The sequence below is a fragment of the Bacillus sp. LBA3-1-1.1 genome (assembly GCF_040676495.1).
Taxonomy (GTDB): Bacteria; Bacillota; Bacilli; order Bacillales; family Bacillaceae_G; genus Bacillus_A; species Bacillus_A nitratireducens.
Genome location: NZ_JBEGIB010000009.1, coordinates 22,982 through 48,073 on the forward strand (window position 1 = coordinate 22,982; position 25,092 = coordinate 48,073).

24 protein-coding genes and 2 other annotated features are annotated in these 25,092 nt (G+C 36.5%); of the genes, 1 reads left to right on the plus strand and 23 read right to left on the minus strand.

Annotated elements, in window-relative coordinates; genetic code table 11:
• Positions 1–10 precede the first annotated feature (10 nt).
• A complete protein-coding gene (locus MRBLBA3_RS09300; protein ID WP_001071405.1) occupies positions 11–664 on the minus strand; it encodes an HlyD family secretion protein in 654 nt (217 codons plus the stop codon).
• A gap of 296 nt (positions 665–960) precedes the next feature.
• Here MRBLBA3_RS09300 and MRBLBA3_RS09305 point away from each other — a divergent pair, with 296 nt between their 5' ends.
• Entirely contained in the window at positions 961–1,578 is a 618-nt protein-coding gene (locus MRBLBA3_RS09305) for a TetR/AcrR family transcriptional regulator (protein ID WP_000023663.1), read from the plus strand.
• A 40-nt stretch (positions 1,579–1,618) separates the two neighbouring features.
• Here MRBLBA3_RS09305 and MRBLBA3_RS09310 read toward each other — a convergent pair whose 3' ends face one another.
• The 22 genes from MRBLBA3_RS09310 to icd form a co-directional block, all read right to left on the minus strand.
• Positions 1,619–2,704 (minus strand): M42 family metallopeptidase, encoded by a 1,086-nt coding sequence (locus MRBLBA3_RS09310; RefSeq protein ID WP_044737595.1) that lies wholly within the window; start codon positions 2,702–2,704, stop codon positions 1,619–1,621.
• A gap of 69 nt (positions 2,705–2,773) precedes the next feature.
• The gene (locus tag MRBLBA3_RS09315; RefSeq protein WP_000365057.1) at positions 2,774–3,265 is read right to left on the minus strand and encodes a dUTP diphosphatase; all 492 of its coding nucleotides are present in this window, start codon (positions 3,263–3,265) and stop codon (positions 2,774–2,776) included.
• 500 nt (positions 3,266–3,765) lie between these two features.
• Positions 3,766–4,122 (minus strand): 50S ribosomal protein L20, encoded by a 357-nt coding sequence (gene rplT, locus MRBLBA3_RS09320; protein WP_001138362.1) that lies wholly within the window; start codon positions 4,120–4,122, stop codon positions 3,766–3,768.
• Between the two features lie 37 nt (positions 4,123–4,159).
• Positions 4,160–4,360, minus strand: coding sequence for a 50S ribosomal protein L35 (rpmI, locus tag MRBLBA3_RS09325; protein ID WP_001125945.1), 201 nt, complete (start codon positions 4,358–4,360; stop codon positions 4,160–4,162).
• Positions 4,361–4,381: 21 nt separating this feature from the next.
• Positions 4,382–4,885 (minus strand): translation initiation factor IF-3, encoded by a 504-nt coding sequence (gene infC / locus MRBLBA3_RS09330; protein WP_000973214.1) that lies wholly within the window; start codon positions 4,883–4,885, stop codon positions 4,382–4,384.
• 63 nt (positions 4,886–4,948) lie between these two features.
• Positions 4,949–5,069, minus strand: a sequence feature (ribosomal protein L20 leader region).
• 208 nt (positions 5,070–5,277) lie between these two features.
• Complete coding sequence (gene thrS / locus MRBLBA3_RS09335; protein ID WP_000786078.1) at positions 5,278–7,215, minus strand: threonine--tRNA ligase; 1,938 nt, start codon at positions 7,213–7,215, stop codon at positions 5,278–5,280.
• 48 nt (positions 7,216–7,263) lie between these two features.
• Positions 7,264–7,491 (minus strand) — a binding site (T-box leader).
• 31 nt (positions 7,492–7,522) lie between these two features.
• Entirely contained in the window at positions 7,523–8,404 is an 882-nt protein-coding gene (ytxC, locus tag MRBLBA3_RS09340; protein WP_000569601.1) for a putative sporulation protein YtxC, read from the minus strand.
• Positions 8,405–8,868: 464 nt separating this feature from the next.
• Positions 8,869–9,807 (minus strand): primosomal protein DnaI, encoded by a 939-nt coding sequence (gene dnaI, locus MRBLBA3_RS09345; protein ID WP_000400122.1) that lies wholly within the window; start codon positions 9,805–9,807, stop codon positions 8,869–8,871.
• Between the two features lie 33 nt (positions 9,808–9,840).
• Entirely contained in the window at positions 9,841–11,247 is a 1,407-nt protein-coding gene (locus MRBLBA3_RS09350) for a replication initiation and membrane attachment family protein (RefSeq protein ID WP_000415036.1), read from the minus strand.
• Between the two features lie 153 nt (positions 11,248–11,400).
• Positions 11,401–11,862 (minus strand): transcriptional regulator NrdR, encoded by a 462-nt coding sequence (gene nrdR / locus MRBLBA3_RS09355; RefSeq protein WP_001203686.1) that lies wholly within the window; start codon positions 11,860–11,862, stop codon positions 11,401–11,403.
• 196 nt (positions 11,863–12,058) lie between these two features.
• Complete coding sequence (speD, locus tag MRBLBA3_RS09360) at positions 12,059–12,442, minus strand: adenosylmethionine decarboxylase (protein WP_002003660.1); 384 nt, start codon at positions 12,440–12,442, stop codon at positions 12,059–12,061.
• Between the two features lie 387 nt (positions 12,443–12,829).
• Positions 12,830–13,858, minus strand: a complete 1,029-nt coding sequence (locus MRBLBA3_RS09365) for a glyceraldehyde-3-phosphate dehydrogenase (RefSeq protein WP_000198980.1) — start codon at positions 13,856–13,858, stop codon at positions 12,830–12,832.
• Positions 13,859–13,967: 109 nt separating this feature from the next.
• Complete coding sequence (gene coaE, locus MRBLBA3_RS09370) at positions 13,968–14,570, minus strand: dephospho-CoA kinase (RefSeq protein WP_044737594.1); 603 nt, start codon at positions 14,568–14,570, stop codon at positions 13,968–13,970.
• Between the two features lie 51 nt (positions 14,571–14,621).
• Complete coding sequence (ytaF, locus tag MRBLBA3_RS09375; protein ID WP_000281731.1) at positions 14,622–15,254, minus strand: sporulation membrane protein YtaF; 633 nt, start codon at positions 15,252–15,254, stop codon at positions 14,622–14,624.
• Positions 15,255–15,326: 72 nt separating this feature from the next.
• Complete coding sequence (gene mutM, locus MRBLBA3_RS09380; protein WP_001114501.1) at positions 15,327–16,157, minus strand: DNA-formamidopyrimidine glycosylase; 831 nt, start codon at positions 16,155–16,157, stop codon at positions 15,327–15,329.
• A gap of 12 nt (positions 16,158–16,169) precedes the next feature.
• Positions 16,170–18,803: a DNA polymerase I gene (gene polA / locus MRBLBA3_RS09385; protein WP_212088127.1), complete on the minus strand. Its 2,634-nt coding sequence runs from the start codon at positions 18,801–18,803 to the stop codon at positions 16,170–16,172.
• Between the two features lie 283 nt (positions 18,804–19,086).
• Positions 19,087–20,850, minus strand: a complete 1,764-nt coding sequence (gene phoR / locus MRBLBA3_RS09390) for a sensory box histidine kinase PhoR (protein WP_044737592.1) — start codon at positions 20,848–20,850, stop codon at positions 19,087–19,089.
• A complete protein-coding gene (gene phoP, locus MRBLBA3_RS09395; RefSeq protein ID WP_001065224.1) occupies positions 20,843–21,562 on the minus strand; it encodes a two-component system response regulator PhoP in 720 nt (239 codons plus the stop codon). The genes phoR and phoP overlap by 8 nt, the downstream gene beginning before the upstream one ends.
• Before the next feature lie 161 nt (positions 21,563–21,723).
• A complete protein-coding gene (locus MRBLBA3_RS09400) occupies positions 21,724–21,960 on the minus strand; it encodes a hypothetical protein (protein WP_000870781.1) in 237 nt (78 codons plus the stop codon).
• Positions 21,961–22,056: 96 nt separating this feature from the next.
• Positions 22,057–22,530 carry a MaoC family dehydratase gene (locus MRBLBA3_RS09405; RefSeq protein WP_000914188.1) on the minus strand — a complete coding sequence of 158 codons (474 nt, stop codon included), beginning with the start codon at positions 22,528–22,530 and terminating at the stop codon, positions 22,057–22,059.
• 216 nt (positions 22,531–22,746) lie between these two features.
• Positions 22,747–23,685 (minus strand): malate dehydrogenase, encoded by a 939-nt coding sequence (gene mdh, locus MRBLBA3_RS09410; RefSeq protein WP_000153239.1) that lies wholly within the window; start codon positions 23,683–23,685, stop codon positions 22,747–22,749.
• 17 nt (positions 23,686–23,702) lie between these two features.
• Positions 23,703–24,995, minus strand: coding sequence for an NADP-dependent isocitrate dehydrogenase (gene icd, locus MRBLBA3_RS09415; RefSeq protein ID WP_363380977.1), 1,293 nt, complete (start codon positions 24,993–24,995; stop codon positions 23,703–23,705).
• Positions 24,996–25,092 lie beyond the last annotated feature (97 nt).

A 25,092-nucleotide genomic window follows, 5' to 3' on the forward strand; every position in this document is an offset into this window, starting at 1 on the left:
CATCTCCCCCTTACTTATGAATACGAACTGACACATTCATTCCAGGAACAATATTTACTGATTTACTATGATCTAAAGAAATTTTAACTGGCACAACTTGCTTTACTTTCGTATAGTTCGCTGTTGCGTTACTTGATGGTAACATCGAGAATGTATTCGCTGTTGTTAATCCAACTTGTTCTACTTTTCCTGTTAACGTTGTATCTGGGTATGCATCTACATATACATCTACTGTTTGACCTTTTTGAACATCATCAATAGTTGTCTCTTCAATGTTTGCTGTTACCCATAGATTACTCATATCAAATGCGTATGCAATTGGGCTACCTGCTCCAACGAACGCGTTTGTTGTTGCGTTTGATTGTACAACCGTTGCATTTTGCGGAATTGTTACGTCTACTGTTTGTTCGCCATTTGCTCCTGCTACAGTGACAGCACCTAATTTATCGTTTTCATTGTAGTTTTTTCCTACTTCAGCTTTCCAGTCTGTTAACTTACCTGCTACTGGTGATGCAATCGGAATTACCTTTCCGTCAATTTTTGCATTGTCTGTTTTTAAATAATTTTCTGCTTGATTGTAGTAGTAATAACCGCCGATACCGCCGCCAACTAATACAATTAATGTGATAATGTTGATAATTACCATTCTTCGAAACTGATTCATTGCATTCCTCTCCTTATATCGCATATAATTTTTTTCTAAACTATTTACATCCTTATTGTTTATATTGTTTAATTGTTAATTATATTAACTTTTAAACAAAAAAATCACACCCTTTGCAGTACAAACCTCATTTCGTCTGTCTGCGAGCGGTGCTGATTTCTGAAGGACTATCGTTTATAATTATAAATAATTGTGCCAAATCTACAACCAACAATTTAAATCTATATGTTGTTTAAGCAACATTACACTATATATGTGTTGTTTAAGTTAAAAAAATTAAACGAGGTGAAGTAAAAATGTCTATTAAAAATACAAATGATCCACGTGTAAAACGAACGAGACAACTCATACAGGATGCTTTTGTCGCTTTAGTAGGCGAAAAGGGCTTTGAAAATGTAACTGTGCAACATATCGCGGAACGTGCTCCTGTAAATCGCGCTACATTTTATAGCCATTACCATGATAAATATGATTTATTAGACAAAAGCATAGAAGAAATGCTAGAAAAATTAGCTGAAGTAATTAAACCACAAAATCGAAATAAAGAAGATTTTCAGCTCACTTTTGATTCACCACATCCAACTTTTTTAGCTTTGTTTGAGCATATCGCAGAAAATACTAATTTCTATAACGTTATGCTCGGCGATAAGGCAACTGGCAACTATTCTTATAAAATGATGAAAACAATTCAAACACATTTAACATTAAGCTTATCTATTTCCCAGCCAGATGATGAAGACCTTATGGTCCCTCGTGATATTCTTATTAGTTATGTTACAGGCGCTCATATCGGAATGATTATGTCATGGTTAAAAAGAGGCATGATTTATACCCCACATTTCATGGCAATGCAATTAACTCGCTTAATTATTTTAGGAGCTCATACTGCAGCAGGGTTAGAAAGACCATTTTAAAATGCAAAAAGCGAAGGGAAAGATCCCTTCGCTTTCTCTATTAATTAAAAGTAATGTTATGTACAGCCTCTTTATCAAGACGTTTAATAACTTCTACAATTAACTTCACTGCATTTTCATAGTCATCACGGTGTAACATTGCCGCATGAGAATGAATGTAGCGTGTCGCAATCGTAATTGCCATAGAAGGAATACCATTTACAGCAATGTGAATTGCTCCTGCATCTGTTCCCCCGCCCGCTACAGAATCATACTGATATGGAATTTGTAATTCATCAGCAACATCAACTACAAAGTCACGTAAACCTGTATGACCAATAACAGAAGCATCATATAAAATGATCTGCGGTCCATCGCCCATTTTACTTTGCGCTTCTTTTGACGTTACACCCGGTGTATCTCCAGCGATACCAACATCTACTGCGAACGCAATATCTGGTTTGATATAATTCGCAGATGTTTTCGCACCACGAAGACCAACCTCTTCTTGCACAGTCCCAACGCCGTATACAACGTTTGGATGTTTTTCACCTTTTAATTGTTTTAATACGTCAATTGCAATCGCACAACCGATTCGGTTATCCCATGCTTTTGCAAGTAACATCTTTTCATTTTTCATTACTTGGAATTCAAAGTAAGGTACAACTTGATCTCCTGGTCTTACGCCCCACTCCATTGCCTCTTCTTGGCTAGAAGCACCAATATCGATGAACATGTCTTTAATGTCAACTGGCTTTTTACGAGCTTCTGGAGGTAAAATGTGCGGTGGTTTCGAACCAATCACACCTGTTATATCTCCTTTACGCGTTACAATTGTTACGCGCTGTGCAAGCATAACTTGCGACCACCAGCCACCAACCGTTTGGAAACGAAGGAAGCCTTTGTCATCAATTTGCGTAAGCATAAAGCCAACTTCATCTAAATGACCTGCAACCATAATTTTTGGGCCGTTTTCTTCCCCAATTTTTTTTGCAACTAAACTTCCTAAATTATCAGTAGAAAGTTCATCTGCAAACGGCTCAATATATTTCTTCATTACTTCACGTGGTTCGCGCTCATTACCCGCAATACCGCGTGCGTCTGTTAATTCTTTTAGCATTGTCAATGTCTCGTCTAATTTTGTCATTGCCAACACCCTCCTTTTTCTTCAGTCACTTTATTATACAAAAGGAAATTGAAATATTCAAAAATTAACTTAGTATCCTTGTGTTTGACGCTGATGATTCACTTCATTTTTGTCTAAATACGCCTTTTCAATCTCTTCTTGTTCAAATTCAAGCGCTTGTCCAAGGCGAAGATAACTTGTAAATAGTTCAATATAGTTCGTAATAGAAGGTTGATCTGTAAATCGAATCACTTTTGCATATGTGTCTAAGAAAATTTCTACTTGTGTTTTATTCGTTTGCGCACATTTATAGAATAAGAAGTTTTTATCAATTCCTAAATCGATTCCGATTGATAAGATAAAATGCAAACCATCTACGTATTCTTCTAATATTACTTCACGCTCTGATGCTGGTTTATTGCTCCAATATTTAAAACAACGTGTTTCATTTGCAAGTTCTCCAATTTCTACAAGAAGAGCTAACATTTTTTCTTTTAACAACTTTTTCGGTTGTAAGTCATGTTCTTTCACAATACGGTCATCTAATTCTTTTTGTAGTTTAAATAGTTGTAGTAAGTCCATTCTATTGTCCTCCTCCAACATCGCATTTTACGCAACAATGTTGTTTCATCTCAAAGTTCATTATTATTTTTCGGTTCTTATTAACAAGTCAGCTACCTAACTCTTTATAAAATAGCTTGTCCTTAATTTGCAAATACGTTTCAATCATCGCTATTCGATTGTTCATCTCATTGGTGATGGCTAATATTTAGCCGAGGATAACACCCCACTGATTAAAATTTTACTTTATCTGATGAAAGTTCCATATCATCTTTCCATTATAGCAGTGTCGTTTCTGCTAGGAAAGATACTCTTCTTTCCAAAGGAGCATAAATAAAAAAAAGCCGGGAGGATTCTCCCGACTTTATACACATATTCTTCTATATCACTATAGTTTTCGCATTGATTTTGTCATATCGATAACGATAATAAGTAAAGGATTTTGCAAATCATTAAATATTTGCAATGAATGTAAATAAAAAACCTTAGAAGAAAAATCTTCTAAGGTTTCAACTAATTAATTAGTTAATGTTGTTTTTTGCAACTGTTGCTAATTCAGCGAAAGCTTTTTCGTCATGAACAGCTAAGTCAGCAAGCATCTTGCGGTTAACTTCGATGCCAGCATTTTTAAGACCGTGCATTAAGCGGCTGTAAGAAAGACCATTCATACGAGCTGCTGCGTTGATACGTGTAATCCATAATTTACGGAAGTCACGTTTCTTTTGACGGCGGTCACGGAATGCATACATTAGAGATTTCATAACCTGTTGGTTAGCAACCTTGAATAATGTATTTTTAGAACCGTAATAACCTTTTGCTAATTTTATTACTTTTTTACGACGTTGACGAGTAACTGTACCACCTTTTACTCTTGGCATAATATTACCTCCTAATTGTTCTATATATCAGCCGAACTTATTTTAAGTTGTCAAGCATTTGACGAATGCGTTTGAAGTCACCAGCGCTTACTACACCAGCTTTACGTAGTTTACGTTTAGCTTTTGTAGATTTGTTAGCGAATAAATGGCTTGTGTAAGCGTGAGAACGTTTCAGTTTACCTGATCCAGTCTTTTTGAAACGCTTTGCAGCGCCGCGATGAGTTTTTTGTTTAGGCATAGGTATTTCCTCCTCTATCTATTACTTATCGTTTTTCGGTGCTAAAACTAAGAACATACTACGTCCTTCCATTTTAGGCTTAGATTCGATTGTACTAACTTCAGCACAAGCTTCTGAGAAGCGATCTAAAACACGTTGACCGATTTCTTTATGAGTAATGGCACGTCCTTTAAAGCGAATTGACGCTTTAACCTTGTCGCCTTTCTCTAAAAACTTGATAGCATTACGAAGTTTTGTGTTAAAGTCGTGTTCATCAATTGTTGGACTTAAACGAACTTCTTTCATGCTGATTACTTTTTGATTTTTGCGCTGTTCTTTTTCTTTCTTCTGTTGCTCAAAGCGGAATTTACCGTAGTCCATAATGCGGCATACTGGCGGTTTCGCATTTGGAGCAACTAATACTAAATCAAGATTAAGATTTGCAGCTAAGTCTAAAGCGTCATTACGAGACTTGATTCCAAGTTGATCGCCATTTGCACCAACTAAACGTACTTCACGTGCACGAATTTGCTCGTTAATCATCATATCCTTGCTAATAGTAAGCCACCTCCAAGGTTTTCTCAGAATACGTTTTGTAATTGTAGAACCCGAACAAAAAAAGTGCGGGCATACGGCACCCACACTTGTAATATCTTAAGTAAGAAATACATTTACCTGCTAACTGCGAATGCGTCCATCAGGTGAGAAGCGGGTGCTTCTACTTGTTCCAAAACCATATTCTATTATCCTTGATGAGTTTATCATAGGACATGACGTCTGTCAAGAAGACGCGATGTGTTTTACTAACAACAAGAAATATTGTAACAAACAACTAACATACTTGCAATACTTTTTTATGATAAGTATTGTTTGGTTATTTTTTCTAAATTTAATTATTTATAATACATAAGAAAGCCGCGGTATACCGCGGCTCTTTCTTATCGTTTTCCTTCTACTTTAATCATGTCAACAAAAGCATCTAATGCAATTGTTTCTGATTTTTGTTCACCATATTTACGTACGTTTACGCCGTTTTCAGCCACTTCATTGTCACCTACTACAAGCATGTACGGGATTTTTTGCATTTGTGCTTCACGGATTTTGTAACCAATTTTCTCTTCACGAGTGTCTAATTCAACACGGATACCAGCACGTCGTAATTCATCTTGTACTTTCTTCGCATAGTCTAAATGCACTTGCGGAGAAACAGGAATTACTTGCGCCTGAACTGGAGCTAACCAAGTTGGGAATGCACCTTTGTATTCTTCAATTAAGAAGGCAACGAAACGCTCCATAGTTGATACAACACCACGGTGAATTACAACTGGACGATGTTGTTTACCATCTTCACCAACGTAAGATAGTTCAAAGCGTTCTGGAAGTAAGAAGTCTAATTGTACAGTTGAAAGTGTTTCGTCTTTTCCAAGAGCAGTACGAACTTGAACATCAAGTTTTGGACCGTAGAATGCCGCTTCACCTTCAGCTTCGTAGTAATCAAGACCCATTTCATCCATAGCTTCTTTTAACATACCTTGTGCTTTTTCCCACATCTCATCATCAGCATAGTACTTTTTAGTATCAGCTGGGTCACGATAAGATAGACGGAATGAATAGTTCTCTAAACCGAAATCTTTGTATACTTCTAGAGTTAAGTTTACAACACGCTTTAACTCTTCTTTAATTTGATCTGGACGAACGAAAATGTGCGCATCATTTAAAGTCATTCCGCGTACACGTTGTAATCCAGATAACGCACCTGACATTTCATAACGGTGCATTGTTCCAAGTTCCGCAATACGGATTGGTAATTCACGGTAGCTGTGAATATCATTTTTATAAACCATCATATGGTGAGGGCAGTTCATTGGACGAAGAACTAATTCTTCATTATCCATTTCCATTGATGGGAACATACCATCACGGTAGTGGTTCCAGTGACCAGAAGTTTCATAAAGCTCTCTACTTCCTAGTACTGGAGTGTATACGTGATCATAGCCTAAGCTTGCTTCTTTATCAACGATGTAACGCTCGATAATACGGCGGATTGTAGCACCTTTTGGTAACCAAAGTGGTAAACCTTGTCCTACTTTTTGGCTATTAGTAAATAGTTTTAATTCTTTGCCTAATTTACGGTGATCGCGCTCTTTTGCTTCTTCAAGCATACGTAAGTGCTCATCTAATTCTGCTTTCTTAACGAATGCAGTACCGTAAATACGTTGCAACATTTTATTATTGCTATCGCCGCGCCAGTAAGCACCAGCAACGCTTAATAATTTAAATACTTTAATCTTCCCTGTAGATGGAAGGTGAACACCACGGCAAAGGTCGAAGAATTCGCCTTGCTCATAGATTGTAATAACTGCATCTTCTGGAAGATCGTTAATTAAATCTAATTTTAACTCATCGCCGATTTCTTCAAAGCGACGAAGTGCTTCTGCACGTGGTACTTCATGACGAACGATTTCTAAGTTCTCGTTCACAATTTTTTGCATTTCTTTTTCGATTTTCTTGAAGTCTTCAACCGTAATTGCTTCTTCCATATCAATATCGTAGTAGAAGCCATTTTCGATTACTGGACCAATGCCAAGCTCAAGCTTAACATCTTTATATAAACGTTTTAACGCTTGTGCTAAAAGGTGGGCTGTTGAATGGCGTAAAATGTATAAGCCATCTTCAGAATCTAATGTAATAATAGAAACTGCACCATCTTCTTCGATTGGTGTAACAAGATCGATCATCTCATCGTTTAATTTTCCAGCCACAGCTTTTTTCTTTAAGCCTGGGCTAATAGAAGCTGCGATTTCTTCAGTTGTTACGCCTTTTGGAAACTCCTTCACAGCTCCATCAGGGAAAGTAATTTTAACTACATCTGCCATCACTGGTCACTCCTCTTTTTTTTCAAAATAAAAAACACTCATCCCGTAAAAAGGGACGAGTGTTGAATTCGTGGTTCCACCCTTGTTCCAATTAACCTTATTGTTAATTGCTCAAGTTCAACATAACGGTGTTGTCCGTTAGCAATTACTAGAAAAACGTTCACTGCTAAAGTTTAGAGGTGGTAAGTAATAATCCCGTACTAGGAAGCTCGCACCCTAAGGCTTCCCTCTCTGAAAATCGTAGATAACTACTCATGTCCTCATCATGACATTTCAATATATTTCATTTATGTAGGTAATTATATGCTCAAAAACTTAGAAAATCAAGGGCGTTACCTTTATTTTTTAAATTTTTCACATTGCGCTCAAACTCATGTAATCCATGCAATTGGACCCGTTCTTGAAATACATTTCGCAAAGTTACAATCATGTTATGATCTTGTTCTTTCGTATATAAATAAATCTTTTTCGGCGAAATAGAAAGAAGTGGCGCAATTACTTTCGTATCGATATATACATCCTTTTGCTTTAATAATTCTTCATCTATATATTGGACCAATCTCTCCTGTTTTAAACGTCTACCTTTATCATCATAGAAAATAAAACTTTCATCAAAAATAAGATGTACACAGGACAAACGTGATTTCCGGTCACTAACTTGTTGACGAAGGGTCTCAATGAACATTTGGTATTCTTGCTCCATTTTATACTCATCAATTGCAACTTCAGCAAGTCTGGCTACCATTTCCCTATATGTACGAAGGCGAAAACGGACATATGATGAAAACGAGAATGAAAGCGGATCACAAAGCCAATCATTTAAAGATGACATAATATAGGTCTCAAATTTATGACGCGTTAAATCATGAGCCACTCCTTTTCTTCTTTCTTTTAATATCTCCTGTGCCATATGCAAGATTTGATGACACTCTTCTTGTTCTTCGTAAAAAAACTTTTCCTTTAAAATGGTATGAATCCATTCATTTTGTTTCACATTCATAATGAAATATAGTAGTACTGGCAATAAAATCTTTTCAATATAATTCGATTCACATAGTGGTATATGAATAATAACCTTTTGCCCATCTAAATATACACTTGTTTCCTTGTATAAAGATTCCGTTCTTTTCGTTAGTTGTCTGTATACGTGCGCAGCATCATTTTTTTCTTCGAAGCAAATTTCAATCACTTTTGTCCCCCCTTTTATCCCCGCTCTAAAGGATTGCATCTATACGTTACACATCCTATAAGAGTCCGATCTGTGGAAGTTCACTCTTAGTAGAAATATATCTCCCATCGTTAGAAAATCCACTCGATATGGCTTGCTAATTTTATATATATTAAGGGGGAGAGAAAAAAATGATACAAGCTACTATGAATTTTCAACAATTTGACCATTATGATAAAGTGAAACTTTAATCAGTGGGGGTTTTATTCATCCCCTACTGATTATTAGCCCTCACGAATTAGGATAAACGGACGGTATTAAGATGTTTGAGTATATAAAAGATTCCTCCGTCATATGTAAACGGCTTAAGAGTTACTACATCGTTATGAAGAAAGCATTAGTTTTAGACACCTTGAATACTTTAATCTTATCGCCAAGAAATCATCACTATAACAAAAAAAGAGCAAGCTTCTCAGCTTGCTCTTTTACTTATGACGACGGTTCTTCCCACCAATTGGAATTGGCTTCGCTAAATATTTAATTCGTTCCATAATACGTGCTGCTTTCATTTGTTCTGCCTCACCGCGTTGTGTATACGTTAAATGATGTTCCAACTCCTTGAAATCAAAGTTAGACGTAAAGAACGTCGGTAAGTTCTCTAACATACGGAACTGCAAGATTGCGCCAAGCACATCATCACGCACAAAACTTGACATCGCTTCTGCTCCGATATCATCTAACATTAATACTTGTACGCGTTTAACTGCATCAATCTTTTCACCAATCGAATTATCTTGAATCGAACTTTTAATTTCACGTAGAAATTCAGGGAAGTATACGAGCATCGAACTAATTTTCTTTCGAGCAAGCTCATTTGCAATTGCCCCTAAAAGATACGTTTTCCCTACACCAAATTTACCGTACAAATATAAACCTTGTACTTTTTTACCTGGTTCGAATGTGTTTAAAAATTCATTCGATGCACCTATTGCATCAATACGTGCATCTAAATCTGAAGGGTCTAAATTTTCCATAGTTGCCTGTAAAATGTCAGCTGGCATATATACACTTTGAACAAGTTTTTCATATTTTTTTCTCTCATCATATGCTACTTTTCTAATGCAACGATCGTATTGAATATCAATCATCTTACCTTGGATGACGAGCTTCGGCTCATATCCTTCTAGCATGTTTTTACATGATCCTAAATCCGGACAATCCGCACACCCTACACTTTGTCCAATATATTCATACAACTTCACAAGGCTACGCTCAATCATAGAAGTCGTTACTTCACCTTTATGTTCGTCTATAAATGCTTTCACACGCGGATGCGCCATCACTTCTGTCTTTAAGACTTCATATCTATTTTTAAAATTTTCATTTTCCATTAATTTCGTAAATGAATTTTGAATATGCTCCATTTCCTCACCTCAAAGAGCGTTCATTCTCTTTTATTAATCACGCTTATATTTTTTCAACACTTCTTCTAATCGCTTCCGCTCATCTTCTAACGAACTTGTATTTTTCTCAACACTCACGTCCGTTTTCACAGTTTCTTTCACTTCTTCTTTCGGCTCTTCTTTAAGCCAATCTGGTACCATTTCTCTTCGCACTGTTTTCTTCGCCGTACGACCTTTTTTCTTCGTCTCAGCCCACTCTTGATATTGACGGTTTTCTTCTTTCGCTAACGCCATCGCTTCAGCTACTGTACCGACCTTTTTTCGTGCCCAATGTCCAGCAATCTTCTCAACATACGTTTTCGCAAGTTTCATATCTGAGCGTAGCATAACATAATAAATAAGTACATTCACAACCCCCGGCGTTAACTTTTGATTTATCATTACATCCTCAACAATTTGCAAGTCTGCTTTCGTTGCTTCTGCACCGCCCGAAATTTCTTTCAATAGTTGTTTTGGCGATATTTCCTCTAACTGCTTCATCAGCATTTCTTCTTGCGTAGATGGCTCTTTCTCTTTCATCGTACGCGCAGCATGAGGTTGCACTCTTTCACTTAATATAGGTAATGCTTGACCATTTTCAAATTGATACCAATCACGAGCTCCTTTTCGAAGTCTTTCGATATCAATTGTTTGCACCTCTGTCACCGTACCAAGAACGATATTTTGCATTGATAACACATCCACACCATACACATAAGCGAGTGTAATGACACATTCTCGTACTTGATCTGTAATTGCCTTTTTAGGAACAAGCGCTGATAATCCCTCCACAAATAAAGAGAAATCAAAGAAATCATTCCAAACTTTCGGAGCATCCCCCTTCTCGTTACTTGGCATAATTGTCGTTTTCGGGATACGAAGTTCTTCTTGCGCATGCTCAAACTGACCCGGGTTAAATGAATCAAATACATCGTTGAAGGAGCGCGTAACATTTTCATAAGAAGCAAAATCGAATTCTTCTTCTAAAAAATATTGCTTTACTTGGTTATATTTTGTCCGACTCAATCGATTGTATAAAAAGATACTTAAAACAATATCATCAAAAAACTGCTTCGGAGATAACGGTGGTTGCAACTCATATATAAACATTCGAATATCTTTTTCTTTTTTAATATATACATTTAAAAGCCCAATCGCCTCTAACTTTACTCGTTCCTCATATATTTCAGGAAGTTGCATTTGCATGGTCACCATAAGGGAGTGATGTGTATTCTCTTTTCCAAATACACGATCTTGCTCTAACTCTCCCCATAGCGTCATGTATAAGCTAAAAGCTCTACTACCTATTAATGGCTGATACAACATTGTTAAAACTTTCCGGTCGTAATTATGTAACAACCCTTTCGCACTTACCTTATAACGATCAATCGGCAATAGCTCCATCCATGACTGTTTTTCCATTCTTGCTTTTCCTTTCTCTCATCCAATCTAACCTATATTTCACTCGTTCTATCTTTATTATATAATTCCTTAGCGAAAAAGAGCTATTAGCTTCCGCTTCTAGCTCTCTTATCTCATTTACTTACAGTATATAAAGAGAATATACTACACCTTCTACTCTCTCTCTTTTTGCAGTATATCTTTTAATTCTTCAATAAATACATTTAAATCTTTAAATTGACGATACACAGAAGCAAAACGTACGTAAGCAACATCATCAATATCACGAAGTTCTTCCATAACAATTTCACCAATCATATCACTTTTCACTTCCGATATACCTAAGTTACGAAGTTCACGCTCCACACTTTGTGTCACTTCCTCTAACTGCCTTAAAGATACAGGTCTTTTTTCACACGCTTTAATTAAACCGCGTAAAATCTTCTCTTTATTAAACTCTTCTCGTGTTCCTTCTTTTTTAACAACGATAAGAGGTGATTCTTCTACTCTTTCAAATGTTGTAAAGCGACTTAAACAACTTTCACACTCTCTTCTTCTTCGAATAGAGCGTCCCTCGTCTACCGGACGCGAATCTAACACTCTTGTGCCATTATGAAAACAGGATGGACAACGCAATTCATTCACTCCTTTACAATATAATCTTTATTTTTTCGCTACTCACCTACATGTGAAAATATATATACAATATTATATAACTCATTCTTATATACTGACCACTCTAAGTTATTACATATCATGATCCTATTTTATATAAACTAAAAAAGAGGTGCATTATACACCTCTTTACATTTTAAATCAATTATGTTCTTTTTTAAAGAGCTTTTGTTTCTCTCTGCTTAATTTCGAAGCTACCAGTGCCTCGAGGAAGCTCGATGCTCTCACGCGTTTTCGCGTTTAAACCTTCTGCAATATATTCTGCAGCAACATTTGGATCAATACGATCCCCACAAGTATAAACATCAATACTTGCGTAACCGTGCTCCGGAAAGCTATGAATTGTTAAATGTGATTCCGAGATAATTACTACTCCACTTACACCTTGTGGTGCAAATTTATGAAAAGCAACCTCACGCACTTCAGCACCAGCTCTTAGTGCTGCATCCACAAATAATTGTTCAATATACGGCATGTCATTAAGCTTGTCGAAATCGCAATCCCAAAGTTCAGCGATCACGTGACGACCCATCGTATCCATAGTATCCATTCTACAGTTCCCCCTTGTAAATTTATTCTAACTGTTCGAATTGAAAACTAATTTGCAATTTGGCTTGCTCCACTACCACGGGGGAAAGTTAGTCCAGAGAGGTCCTAACCCTTTAAGTAGTGACTACGTACCTCAGCTCTTAAGTTTACGAGTGTTAGTATACTTTGTTTATTTTCATTTTGCAACAACAGTTTTTTCGATTTTCTGTCATATTTTCCTCTTTACTTTTCCCTAAAAACAATTAATGATTCACGAATACAGTAATCCCAACGTTTCGTGGTATGTCCACTTTCCAAAATATACTCATATAATTTTTTTCCTTTTCAGAAAAAATTAAAAAGAGAGGGCAAATTTTCACTTGCCCTCTCCCTCGTTCACTTAAATATGTTGCACATTTTTTTGTTTCGCTAATTCATCAACAACTAACGTTACAAGATCTACAACACGACGAGAGTAGCCCCACTCATTATCATACCAAGCAAGTACTTTCACTTTACGATCACCCATTACCATTGTAGACAAACCATCAATAATAGCTGAGTGTGTATTTGTATTAAAATCGATAGACACTAAAGGCTCTTCACTAAATTCTACAATTCCTTTTAATGCACCGTTTGCAACAGTTTTGAACGCTTCATTAATATCTTCAACTGTTACATCACGTTTTACGTCTACTACTAAGTCAACAAGAGACACGTTTGGTGTTGGTACACGAAGTGCCATACCATGAAGTTTGCCGTTTAAGTGCGGAAGAACTTTTGCAAGCGCTTTCGCAGCACCTGTCGTTGTCGGAATAATTGATTGTCCGCAAGCACGTGCTCTTCTTAAATCTTTATGTGGGTTATCAATATTTTTTTGGTCATTTGTATAAGCATGAACAGTCGTCATTAAACCGTTTTCAATTCCGAACTGCTCATCTAACACCTTTACAACAGGCGCTAAACAGTTTGTTGTACAAGATGCATTTGAAATAACAGTATGTTTTGTAATATCTAATTGGTCTTCGTTCACACCAACTACGATTGTTACATCTTCATTTTTACCAGGCGCTGTTAAAATAACTTTTTTCGCTCCAGCTTCAACGTGAAGAATTGCTTTTTCTTTCGAGTTAAATTTACCAGTTGCTTCAATTACAACTTCAACACCTAAATCCGTCCAAGGCAATTCCTTTGGATCGCGGTTGTTTAAAAGGCGAATCATTTTCCCATCAACTAATAAGTGATCCTCAAATGCTTCTACTGTTCCGTCAAACTTACCATGAACTGTATCATATTTAATTAAATGTGCTAACGTTTCTGATGGATAGCTTGCATTGATTGCTACAATTTCGAATGCGCTTTCTTTTATTGCTTGACGAAATACCATTCTCCCAATACGTCCAAATCCATTAATTGCCACACGAGTCATAATATGTTATCCCCCTTGAATGCGTTATACTATTTATCTCCAATCCCAATAATAGTATAACACAAAAAGGAGATATGTCACTAAGCATTTTCATTAATTTCACAATTTTTTAGTTAATAATGTTCCACTTCTTTAAAATTACCTGTAATTGTGTTTTCGTTCCCATAATTGTGCCATCATTATTTATCACTTCATCTGCATGCTTTACTTTTTCTTCTAATGGCATTTGAGATTGAATACGCGCCGTTGCTTCTTTTTCTGAAAAATTATTCCGTTTCATTAAACGTTCTAATTGCGTACTCGGCATAACTGCTACAACTAAAATACGATCAACGAGATTTGTTAATTTACTTTCAAACAAAAGAGGGATATCTAACACAACCGCTTGCATACCTTCTTTTATGTACATCTCCTTTTGCGCATTCATTTCTTCACGTACCGCAGGATGCACAATTTTGTTTAACTGCAATCGTTTTTCTTCATTATAAAAAACAACACTTCCTAATTTAGGTCGATCAAGCTCCCCATCTTCTTGTAACACTTCCGTTCCAAACACCTCTACAATTTTGTTATATGCTGGCTTTCCTCGTTCTACAACTTCTCGTGCAATAATATCAGCATCAATAACTGGTATATTTAGTTCACGAAACATTTCTGATACCGTACTTTTTCCGCTTGCAATGCCTCCCGTTAATCCAATTACTACTGTCATAATAATCCTCCTCATAATAAAAGGCGCGAAACTAATGTTCCACGCCCATACTTACATTTTCCAAATTCCAATAATAATGAGTAATACCCCAGGCAGGAATGTAAATTTTTGTAACCACTTCATATTCGATAAAACCGTACCAAGCTTCATTCCAATAAATAAAAATAAAGAACTCATCACTGCAACTAATATCGCCATCATAGCAGGTGCATAACCTAATAAGGATGCACCAATTCCAGCACCAAACGAATCGACAGAAAGAGCAATACCGAGAAGTAGCGCTTCACCTGCAGATATAGTTCCTGATTTATCAAAATCCGCAACAGTCGGTTTCCTCAAAATTTGAATCACTAGCCCTAGAGAAGCAATTTCTAATTTCCAAACCTTCTCCTCTTGCTTCGGTTCTTCTTTTTTATCACTCCGAAAAAATTGATATAATACCCAAATCCCGATTCCAATAAGAACAAGCCCACCGATACGCGTTGCGATAACAGGTGAAAATATTTTCGCGATCATATGTCCAATTCCCATGGAAACGAGCATGACAGCCGCTGAACAGATCCCGATAATTATAATTGATCTTAGTGGAATTCTTACACTCCTTAATCCGTATGTTAGCCCTACACTACAGCTATCTAAGCTTAATGTAAAAGCTAATAAAATAAGAGATAAATAAAGGTACATCGGTAAGCTCCTCCCTTATACATAGCTCTGCTGTATGTATATGACAAATGCCTATCCGATGTTATCTCTTTTCTATATTCTAGGCTGACAAATTGGGCAGTAATGTGTTCCCCGGCCGCCAACAACTGTTTTTTCTAAGATCGTACCACAAGTCACACATGGTTCTCCTTTTTTTCCGTATACATTTAGAAGTTCTTGGAATGAACCAATTTGCCCTTGCGAATTGATATACGTTCTAATTGTACTGCCGCCTCGCTTTACTGCTTCGCCTAGCGTTGTAACAATTGCTTCGTACACTCTTTCTATTTCTTCTTCTGTTAAAGACGCAGCTTCTCGTTCTGGGTGAATTTGAGAACGGAATAACACTTCATCTACATATATATTTCCAAGCCCCACTAAAAGACGCTGATCTAATAATACAACTTTTATTTTACGATTTGTTTTTTGCAATCTTTCTTGTAAATACTGCGGTGTCAATTCAGCATCAAATGGCTCCGGGCCTAAGTCAGCAAGAGGCATTTGATTCAACTCTTCACCTTTCTTAAAGAGATGCATCGTACCAAACTTTCTCACATCTTTATAATGTAATTCAGTTCCATCTGTAAATAAGAAACGGACGTGCGTATGTTTATCAATTGGCTCATCCTCTTGATGAAGTAAAAACTTACCTTCCATACGCAAATGTGAAACAATGACATAATTCGTTACATATAAAAGCAAAAACTTTCCTCTTCGCTTTATATTTTCAATTGTCTCGCCTCTTAGCATTTCTTTAAAGATTTCTGCATCATCCGGTCGTTTTACTATTTTTGGATAAGTAATAACGACATCTTCAATCGTTTTTCCTGTTACAAGATTTTCAAGCGTCCGTCTAACGTTTTCAACCTCTGGTAATTCTGGCATTTCATCACGTCCTTATTTCGCGTCGTACCAAGTTGGACCGTAAGAATAATCAACTTTCAATGGAACGGCTAGTTCAATTGCATGCTCCATTACTTCAGGTACAAGCTTCTCTAATTTTTCAATTTCTTCTTTTGGTGCTTCAAATATCAATTCATCGTGTACTTGCAGAAGAAGACGTGCTTGTAATCCTTCTTCTTCTAGACGATCTGCCATAATAATCATCGCTTTTTTAATAATATCAGCCGCACTACCTTGAATTGGTGTATTCATAGCTGTACGCTCAGCAAAGCTACGTAAATTGAAATTACGACTCGTAATTTCCGGAATATAACGGCGACGATTTAATAATGTAACCACATATCCTTTTTGTTTCGCATCTTTTACGATTTCATCCATGTATTCTTGTACACCAGGGAAACTTTCTAAATACTTTTCAATAAATTCCGCTGCTGCTTTTCTTGTAATTCCTAAGTTTTGCGAAAGACCATAATCACTAATGCCATACACAATTCCGAAGTTAACAGCTTTTGCTTGTCGTCTCATGTTAGATGTTACTTCATCTTTCCCAACACCAAATACATCCATAGCTGTTTTCGTATGAATATCCATGTCATGTTGGAATGCTTCAACTAACCCTGGATCATTTGCAATATGAGCAAGCACACGAAGTTCGATTTGTGAATAATCCGCCGCGTACATGATCCATCCTTCTTCTGATGGAACGAATGCCTGACGAATCTTTCTTCCTTCTTCTAATCGAATCGGGATATTTTGTAAGTTCGGATCTGTTGAACTTAATCGACCTGTTTGCGTTAACACTTGATTGAAACGAGTATGGATTTTAGATGAATCTTCATGTACAACTTTCAATAAACCTTCAATGTAAGTTGAATTTAGCTTTCCTAATTGACGATAATGTAAAATATTTGGAATAATTTCATGATGATCCATAAGTTTATCTAATACATCCGCCGACGTAGAATAACCTGTTTTCGTCTTTTTAATAACTGGTAAGTTTAAGTTCTCAAACAGAATAACCCCAAGTTGCTTCGGTGAATTAATATTAAATTCCGTTCCCGCAAGCTTATAAATTTCCTGTTCCATTTCCTTTAGTCTACCTGCAAGTTCTTCTCCCATATTACGAAGACGCTCCGTATCAACTTTTACACCTTTTACTTCCATATCAGCTAATACACGCGCAAGTGGTAATTCTAACTCTGTAAACAATTCATATTGCTCATTCTTTTTTAACTCTTCAATGAATGTTTGCTTTACATCATATAATACATGCACTTTACGAGCTACATGCTCCGCTACTACATCTAACTCTGGAACTGCACGCTTCGCACCTTTTCCGTAAACTTCTTCATCAGATTTCACGGCATGTGTTTCTTTCATTTTTGCTACAGCACGAAAATCTTTATCTGTATCAGCTGGATCCAGTAAATAAGCAGCAATTAATAAATCAAAATCAATCCCTTGAATATCTACACCTTTCCACTTGAGAGCAACGATAGCTCGCTTCGCATCAAATGTATGCTTTCTCATTTCTGCATTTGCAAGCCATGCTTTGAAAGCATCTGATTTAAGAGCAATGTCTGTTTGAATAAAGTAACAGCCATTTTCATTTTGAATACCAAAACCTTGAATGTCCGCTCTATGATAGTTATCTTCTTGTACTTCAACAATAAGCGCACTATCTTGCTGAAGCATTTCTTCTGTAACTTCTTCCACAATATCAAATGTAATATCATCTAACTCAGCTGGAGCTGTTTCTTCAGGCGTAACACCTAGCTTATTTAAAAGAGATGTAAATCCTAAATTCTCAAACATTGGAATAACATCACTTGGTTCATACCCTTTATATGCCATATCATCTACATGCACAGTAATTGGTGCGTCTGTAATAATCGTCGCAAGTTCTTTACTCATAAGTGCTTGTTCTTTATTTGCTTCTAACTTTTCTTTTAATTTCTTTCCGCTCACTTGATCTAAGTTTTCATACACTGCTTCAACCGTTTCAAATTGCGTTAATAATTTAATGGCTGTCTTCTCACCAACACCTGGTACACCTGGAATGTTATCCGATTGGTCTCCCATTAAACCTTTCATATCGATAATTTGCTTTGGTGATAAGCTATATTTCTCAAATAAAGCTTCTTTCGTATATTCATCTACTTCTGTAATCCCTTTGCGCGGAATACATACAAGTGTATTATCAGAAACAAGTTGAAGTAAGTCTTTATCTCCTGAAATAACTTTTACATAAGCCCCTTGCTCACTCGCTTCCTTCGCTAGCGTTCCCATAATGTCATCCGCTTCATAGTTTTCTAATTCATAGCGCGGAACATTAAATGCATCAAGCATCTCACGAATAAACGGGAATTGCTCTGATAACTCAGGTGGAGTCTTTTGACGTCCTCCCTTGTAATCACTATACGTTTTATGACGGAATGTTGTTTTCCCCGCATCAAACGCCACAAGCATATGCGTCGGTTTTTCTTCCTCTAGTATCCTCATTAACATCATTGTAAAACCATAAATTGCGTTCGTATGTATACCTTTGTCGTTATTTAAAAGCGGTAGTGCAAAGAAAGCACGATACGCGATATTATTACCATCTACTAATACGACTTTTTTTTCCAAACTACAAACCTCCCCATACATATTTGAAACGATTTTTTCCTCAGAAAAAAACCGTTCCTGTCCTCTCTCTATATTAACATGACTAATAGAGAGAAGAAAAATAACGGCTATTTTCTATCATATATACAAACGTTTACTAACATAAAAGGGAAGTGACGAGAACAGCATAACTATTCTCGTCCAAAATTACTCCTTGGATGAAGGGGTTTTCATCTATTATATTAACAGAGCTTTATTAATATTTAATTAAGCCATTGTTAATATATTGTAAATATCCTTCACCCTATTTTTCAGTAGCTGATTTTGGCAAAACAACCGTAAATGTTGTTCCCTCCCCAACCTCACTATCCACCGTAATCGTACCTTGATGTGCTTCAACTAAATGTTTTACAATTGATAAACCAAGACCCGTTCCACCCGTATTTCTACTTCTCGCTTTATCAACTCGATAAAAACGTTCGAATATACGAGGGATTTCTTCTTTACTAATACCAATTCCAGTATCCGACACCTTTATATACGCATTATATTTATCCTCTAATAATTCAACTGAAACAACACCGCCAGCCGGCGTATACACGATTGCATTATTAATTAAATTAATAAAGATTTGTTTTAAGCGGCTCGGATCTCCAATAACGGAAACTCGTTTCAATCCATTCACTTGTAAAGAGATTTCTTTTTCACCCGCTTTATTATCGAGCACCATGTGAATGTCTTCAAGAATCCCCTTCATATCAACCGTACCCATATTTAATCTAAACCCTTGCTGCTCGATTTTTGATAAATCTAATAAATCTTCAATTAATCCTTGCATGCGCTCACTTTCTTTTAAAATAATATGTAAGAAATGTTCGCAGAATTTTTTATTATCCATCGCTCCGTCCAAGAGTGTTTCTGAAAAACCTTTAATAGAAGTAATCGGTGTCTTCAATTCATGAGAAACATTCGCTAAAAAGTCTTTTCTCATTTGTTCTAATTTCTTCAACTCCGTAATGTCATGGAATACGAGAACAATTCCTTTCCACTCATGGTTCGTCCCAATAATTGGCGCTCCGTATACTTCAAAATGCTTTCGCTCAATACCAAGCGGCAATAACATTTGTTTACGCACTTTCACTTCTGTCATAAAAATTTCTTCTACAAGCTCAATAATTTCCGTATGGTGAAACGATTCATAATATAAACGATCTAAATATTCTTCGTCTGTTACGTGGAAAGTCTCCTTATAAGAACGGTTTACAAGGTTTATATAACCACGACTATCAATTAAAATCATTCCGCTTCCCATATTTTCAATTAATGTGTGCAAACGATCTTGTTGCATTTCTTGTTCGAGTGTCATCTCTTGTAAATTACGAGCTAAAATATTAATTGCTTTACTTAGCATTCCTGTTTCATCCGAATGACTTTCATATGCACGCGCTTTATAATTACCCTTCGCTAATTCAATCGCAACTTTCGTAACTGATTCAATGGGCCTAATATATTGTCCTGTAATTTTAACACCTAGGAATACAACGACAAGACAAGCAATGACAAATCCGATAATTAATAATCCCCACGTTTTTTGGTGAACGTCCCTCAAAGTATCGATTGTACTTTTCACCAAAATGTATCCTTGCTTCCCTGCTACATCCTGAACGAACACAGCATGATAAAACTCATTCTTTTGATCCGCTTCTTTCGTAATAACTTTATTTCTTTGTTTTGCTGTTTCAGAAGAAAGTTCTTTAATCATCTCTTGACTAAATGCAGATTGTTGCCCTCCGCTATATTGAACTTTCTTTTTTTCATCAACAAATATAATAGAAGCTGGTATTTGTTCTTCTAACTTTTGAAATACATACGGATTTTTTAAAACAGATTCAAACCCTTGCTCCTCTGCTAATACAGCAACATATCTTGTCTCTTTTATCATTCTTTCTTTAGCATGATCTATATAGTAATTTTCAAATACAGTTTCTAATAATACACCTAGTCCAACTAAAATAAAAACGATAAGAGAAACAAATGTAAAAAGAAGCCTGGAGCGAAATTTATTCATCCCCTTTTGGCTCCTCTAATTTATAACCTAAACCACGTATCGTTTTAATGTACGTCGGTTTTTTCGTATTTTGTTCAATTTTATCGCGCAAATGGCTAATATGGACATCAACAATTCTAGTATCACCAGCAAAATCATAATTCCATACAGCACTCAATAATTGGTCACGAGTTAATACACGACTTTTATTTTTCGCGAGATAAACAAGTAACTCAAATTCTTTCGGTGTTAACTCCAGTTTCCTACCTTGGAAGTACGCTTCATAAAACTCCGGTAAAATTTTAAGCTCTGCAATTATGATGCTCTCTTCATCTGGTGCTTCCGAAACTTGTTCTTCTTGCTGTAATTTCGTGCGGCGCAAAATCGCCTTCACACGAGCAACAACTTCCCTCGGGCTAAATGGCTTCGTCATATAATCATCAGCCCCAAGTTCAAGACCCAGTACCTTATCAAACTCATCATCTTTTGCTGTTAGCATTAAAATCGGCGTCATAACACGCTGCAATCGTAATTCTTTACAAACTTCCATACCATCCATTTTCGGAAGCATTAAATCTAATATAATTAAATCTGGGCGTTCTGTTGTCGCTTTTTGAAGCGCCATTTCTCCATCCATCGCTGTTATAACTTCAAACCCAGCTTGTTGTAAATTAAATTCAATTAAAGTTAAGATAAACTCCTCATCATCCACTACTAAAATACGATTGTTCATTCTTTTCCTCCAAGTTATAGACTTGAAACCTTCTTCATCCTAGTATTTTCCCCGTTATTCTCATCATACTAGAAAACAAGGTCCCCCTCAATATAATTGTCTATTTGTGGGGTTAGATTACAGTAGATTTACTCTAGAAAATCGAAATAATTACACTTTCGCTATTCATTAGCTATCCATACCCTGTAAATCATCCTATCAGCTTCACAAATCACCCCTGTACAAACCGTGAAGCCTTGATTTTGCGCTAAAAAAAACGAAAGAGCATACGCTATTTTATAATCTGGTGTTTCATATCCATCAAATACACTCCCGTACATTTCATTCGCGATTGAATCAGCCCATACTTCAGCCTCTCTCATCATTTCAAAAATAATGTCTTCCCTTTCCCATTTCACAGTTATCGTCCCCTCTTCCAAACAAAAAGTAGCGCCAGCATATCCTTAATAAGAATACGACCAGCGCTACTTTTATATCATTCTAACTTTCATTTTTTAAAAATTATCTAATGCTTTTTCCATAATAGAAACAGATTTAAAAGGTGGCGTTACTGTTAATGAACCTTTTACAACATGCTCTCCTTGTTCATCATAAGCTGATACGAGCATATCAATTGTATGTTCCTCCTCTGAAACAGCCACAACTTCAAAGTGGATTTGTAACGTTTCATAATGGTGAACATGTTTCACGAACGTAAGGTCCTTCCTAGTAATATGACTACCTGGACCCGGTAAATATTTCGTAACCGCCGTTGTAATGAGCCCTGTTAGCATAATGCTTGGCACAATCGGCTTTTCATACGGAGTTTGGGATGCGTAATCATGCTGAATATATAATGGATTGGCATCATTCGTTAACCCTAAGTACAATAACAAATCTTTATCCTCAATTTTTTCAGTGATAGATAATTTCTCTCCTACTGTAATTTCATCCATTCTACGACCAATTTGAACTTTTTTCTTTAACATGTTACAACCCCCTCCGATTTTTTCACCTTATTATCCTACTAAAAGCGATACCTTATCCGAAATTTACTATGATGAGGGCAATATATAGTATAAGTCTATAGTTTCATTATAGGATACACCTAATGATAGCGTTTTCATATTATTTCAAAAAAACATTTCAATATATAGTAGAAAAAGATTCGGGGCCCCGAATCTTTTTCCGCTTATATTTAATTATTAAACAAGAACTTTCATAACGTTACGTACAGATTCTACAGAGCGATCTAACGCTTCTTTTTCATCTGCAAGAAGTTCTAATTCAATAATTTTTTCAATTCCGTTACCACCTAGAATTACTGGTACCCCTAAGTAAAGGTCACTATAACCATACTCACCTTCAAGGTATGCAATAGCAGGTAATACACGGCGTTGATCTTTCAAGATTGCTTCTGTCATTTCAACTAAAGAAGCTGCTGGCGCATAATATGCACTACCGTTTCCTAATAAGCCTACAATCTCACCGCCACCTTTACGTGTACGTTCTACGATTGCTTCTAAACGCTCTTTTGGAATTAATGTTTCTAACGGAATGCCACCTGCATAGGAATAGCGTACAAGAGGTACCATATCGTCACCATGTCCACCAAGAACAAATCCTGTAATGTCTTTCACAGAAAGATTTAATTCTTGTGAAATGAATGTACGGAAACGAGCTGTATCTAATACGCCCGATTGACCGATAACACGCTCTTTCGGGAATCCTGCTTCTTTAAATACAGAATATGTCATTGCATCAACCGGATTTGTTAATACAACAATAATCGCATTTGGTGAATGTTTTGCAATGTCGCGCGTAATACTTTTCATAATTTTAGAGTTTGTTGCTACTAAGTCATCACGGCTCATACCAGGCTTACGCGCAATACCTGCTGTAATAACGACAACATCAGAATCAGCAGTATCTGCGTAATCAGATGTACCAATAATGTTAGCATCAAAACCTTGTACTGGGCTCGCTTCTAACATATCTAACGCTTTCCCTTTTGTTGGATTTTCCAGCTGTGGAATGTCCACTAATACAACATCTGCAAGTTCTTTTTGTGCTAATAAGAATGCTGTTGTTGCTCCTGTAAATCCTGCACCGATGACTGAAACTTTCTTGCGTTTGATTGTCATAATTTCCCCCCCTTTAATTATGCGTTTTTGATTATCGCTACATCCATGTTTTTAATAAGTTCATTAGCGAACTCAGAACATTTCACTTCTGTTGCACCTTCCATTAAGCGTGCGAAATCATATGTTACTACTTTTGAAGCAATTGTTTTCTCAACTGAATCAGTTACTAAATTCGCAGCTTCGTTCCATCCTAAGTGCTCTAATAATAGTACACCTGAAAGAAGAACTGAAGATGGGTTTACTTTATCTAAACCTGCATATTTTGGAGCTGTACCATGTGTAGCTTCAAAGATAGCATGTCCAGTCACATAGTTAATGTTTGCACCAGGTGCAATACCAATTCCACCTACTTGTGCAGCAAGTGCATCAGAGATGTAGTCTCCGTTTAAGTTCATTGTTGCAACAACATCGAACTCACGTGGACGAGTTAAAATTTGTTGTAAGAAGATGTCTGCAATAGAATCTTTTACGATGATTTTCCCAGCCACTTCTGCGTCTGCCATCGCTTTATTCGCTGCATTTTTTCCATCTTTTTCAACGATACGATCATATTCAGCCCAAGTAAATACTTTGTCGCCGAATTCTTGTTCCGCTACTTCGTAACCCCAGTTCTTGAAAGCACCTTCTGTAAATTTCATAATGTTTCCTTTATGAACTAATGTAACAGAAGAGCGTTTTTCGTTAATTGCATATTGAATTGCAGCACGAACAAGACGCTTTGTCCCTTCTTCTGAGATTGGTTTAATACCAATGCCAGATGTTTCTGGGAAGCGGATTTTATTAACACCCATTGCTTCTTTTAAGAAAGCAAGAACTTTTTCTGCTTCTGGAGAACCTTGTGCATATTCAATTCCAGCATAAATGTCTTCTGTATTTTCACGGAAAATAACCATATCAGTATCTTCCGGACGTTTTACAGGTGAAGGAACACCTTCAAAGTAACGAACTGGACGTAGACATACATATAAATCTAATTCTTGACGAAGCGCTACGTTTAGAGAACGAATACCACCGCCAACTGGAGTTGTAAGTGGACCTTTAATTGCGATTAAATATTCACGGATTAAATTTAAAGTCTCTTCCGGTAACCACTCGCCTGTTTGGTTGAATGCTTTTTCCCCTGCAAGCACTTCTTTCCAAACGATTTTCTTCTCACCATCATAAGCTTTTTCAACTGCTGCTTCTAGTACGCGAGACGCTGCAGCCCAAATATCAGGACCAATTCCATCTCCTTCGATAAATGGAATAATCGGATTGTTTGGTACATTCATAACACCATTAGTTACAGTAATTTTTTCACCTGTCGTCAATGTGATAACCCCCATGTTTGAAATTTCATATGTATGAAACTGAGGGAATAACCCCTCAGTTCAAACCGTTAGTCAAATTTAAATATTCTAATCATTA

Excerpts from the sequence above, each read along its gene's own strand:
- MRBLBA3_RS09300 (WP_001071405.1), bottom strand. The coding sequence starts at position 664 with ATGAATCAGTTTCGAAGAATGGTAATTATCAACATTATCACATTAATT.
- MRBLBA3_RS09305 (WP_000023663.1), top strand. The coding sequence starts at position 961 with ATGTCTATTAAAAATACAAATGATCCACGTGTAAAACGAACGAGACAA.
- MRBLBA3_RS09310 (WP_044737595.1), bottom strand. The coding sequence starts at position 2,704 with ATGACAAAATTAGACGAGACATTGACAATGCTAAAAGAATTAACAGAC.
- MRBLBA3_RS09315 (WP_000365057.1), bottom strand. The coding sequence starts at position 3,265 with ATGGACTTACTACAACTATTTAAACTACAAAAAGAATTAGATGACCGT.
- rplT (WP_001138362.1), bottom strand. The coding sequence starts at position 4,122 with ATGCCAAGAGTAAAAGGTGGTACAGTTACTCGTCAACGTCGTAAAAAA.
- rpmI (WP_001125945.1), bottom strand. The coding sequence starts at position 4,360 with ATGCCTAAACAAAAAACTCATCGCGGCGCTGCAAAGCGTTTCAAAAAG.
- infC (WP_000973214.1), bottom strand. The coding sequence starts at position 4,885 with ATGATGATTAACGAGCAAATTCGTGCACGTGAAGTACGTTTAGTTGGT.
- thrS (WP_000786078.1), bottom strand. The coding sequence starts at position 7,215 with ATGGCAGATGTAGTTAAAATTACTTTCCCTGATGGAGCTGTGAAGGAG.
- dnaI (WP_000400122.1), bottom strand. The coding sequence starts at position 9,807 with ATGGAGCATATTCAAAATTCATTTACGAAATTAATGGAAAATGAAAAT.
- MRBLBA3_RS09350 (WP_000415036.1), bottom strand. The coding sequence starts at position 11,247 with ATGGAAAAACAGTCATGGATGGAGCTATTGCCGATTGATCGTTATAAG.
- speD (WP_002003660.1), bottom strand. The coding sequence starts at position 12,442 with ATGGATACGATGGGTCGTCACGTGATCGCTGAACTTTGGGATTGCGAT.
- MRBLBA3_RS09365 (WP_000198980.1), bottom strand. The coding sequence starts at position 13,858 with ATGACTCGTGTGGCAATTAATGGATTTGGACGTATTGGGAGAATGGTA.
- coaE (WP_044737594.1), bottom strand. The coding sequence starts at position 14,570 with ATGACAGTAGTAATTGGATTAACGGGAGGCATTGCAAGCGGAAAAAGT.
- ytaF (WP_000281731.1), bottom strand. The coding sequence starts at position 15,254 with ATGTACCTTTATTTATCTCTTATTTTATTAGCTTTTACATTAAGCTTA.
- mutM (WP_001114501.1), bottom strand. The coding sequence starts at position 16,157 with ATGCCAGAATTACCAGAGGTTGAAAACGTTAGACGGACGCTTGAAAAT.
- phoR (WP_044737592.1), bottom strand. The coding sequence starts at position 20,850 with ATGAATAAATTTCGCTCCAGGCTTCTTTTTACATTTGTTTCTCTTATC.
- phoP (WP_001065224.1), bottom strand. The coding sequence starts at position 21,562 with ATGAACAATCGTATTTTAGTAGTGGATGATGAGGAGTTTATCTTAACT.
- MRBLBA3_RS09405 (WP_000914188.1), bottom strand. The coding sequence starts at position 22,530 with ATGTTAAAGAAAAAAGTTCAAATTGGTCGTAGAATGGATGAAATTACA.
- mdh (WP_000153239.1), bottom strand. The coding sequence starts at position 23,685 with ATGACAATCAAACGCAAGAAAGTTTCAGTCATCGGTGCAGGATTTACA.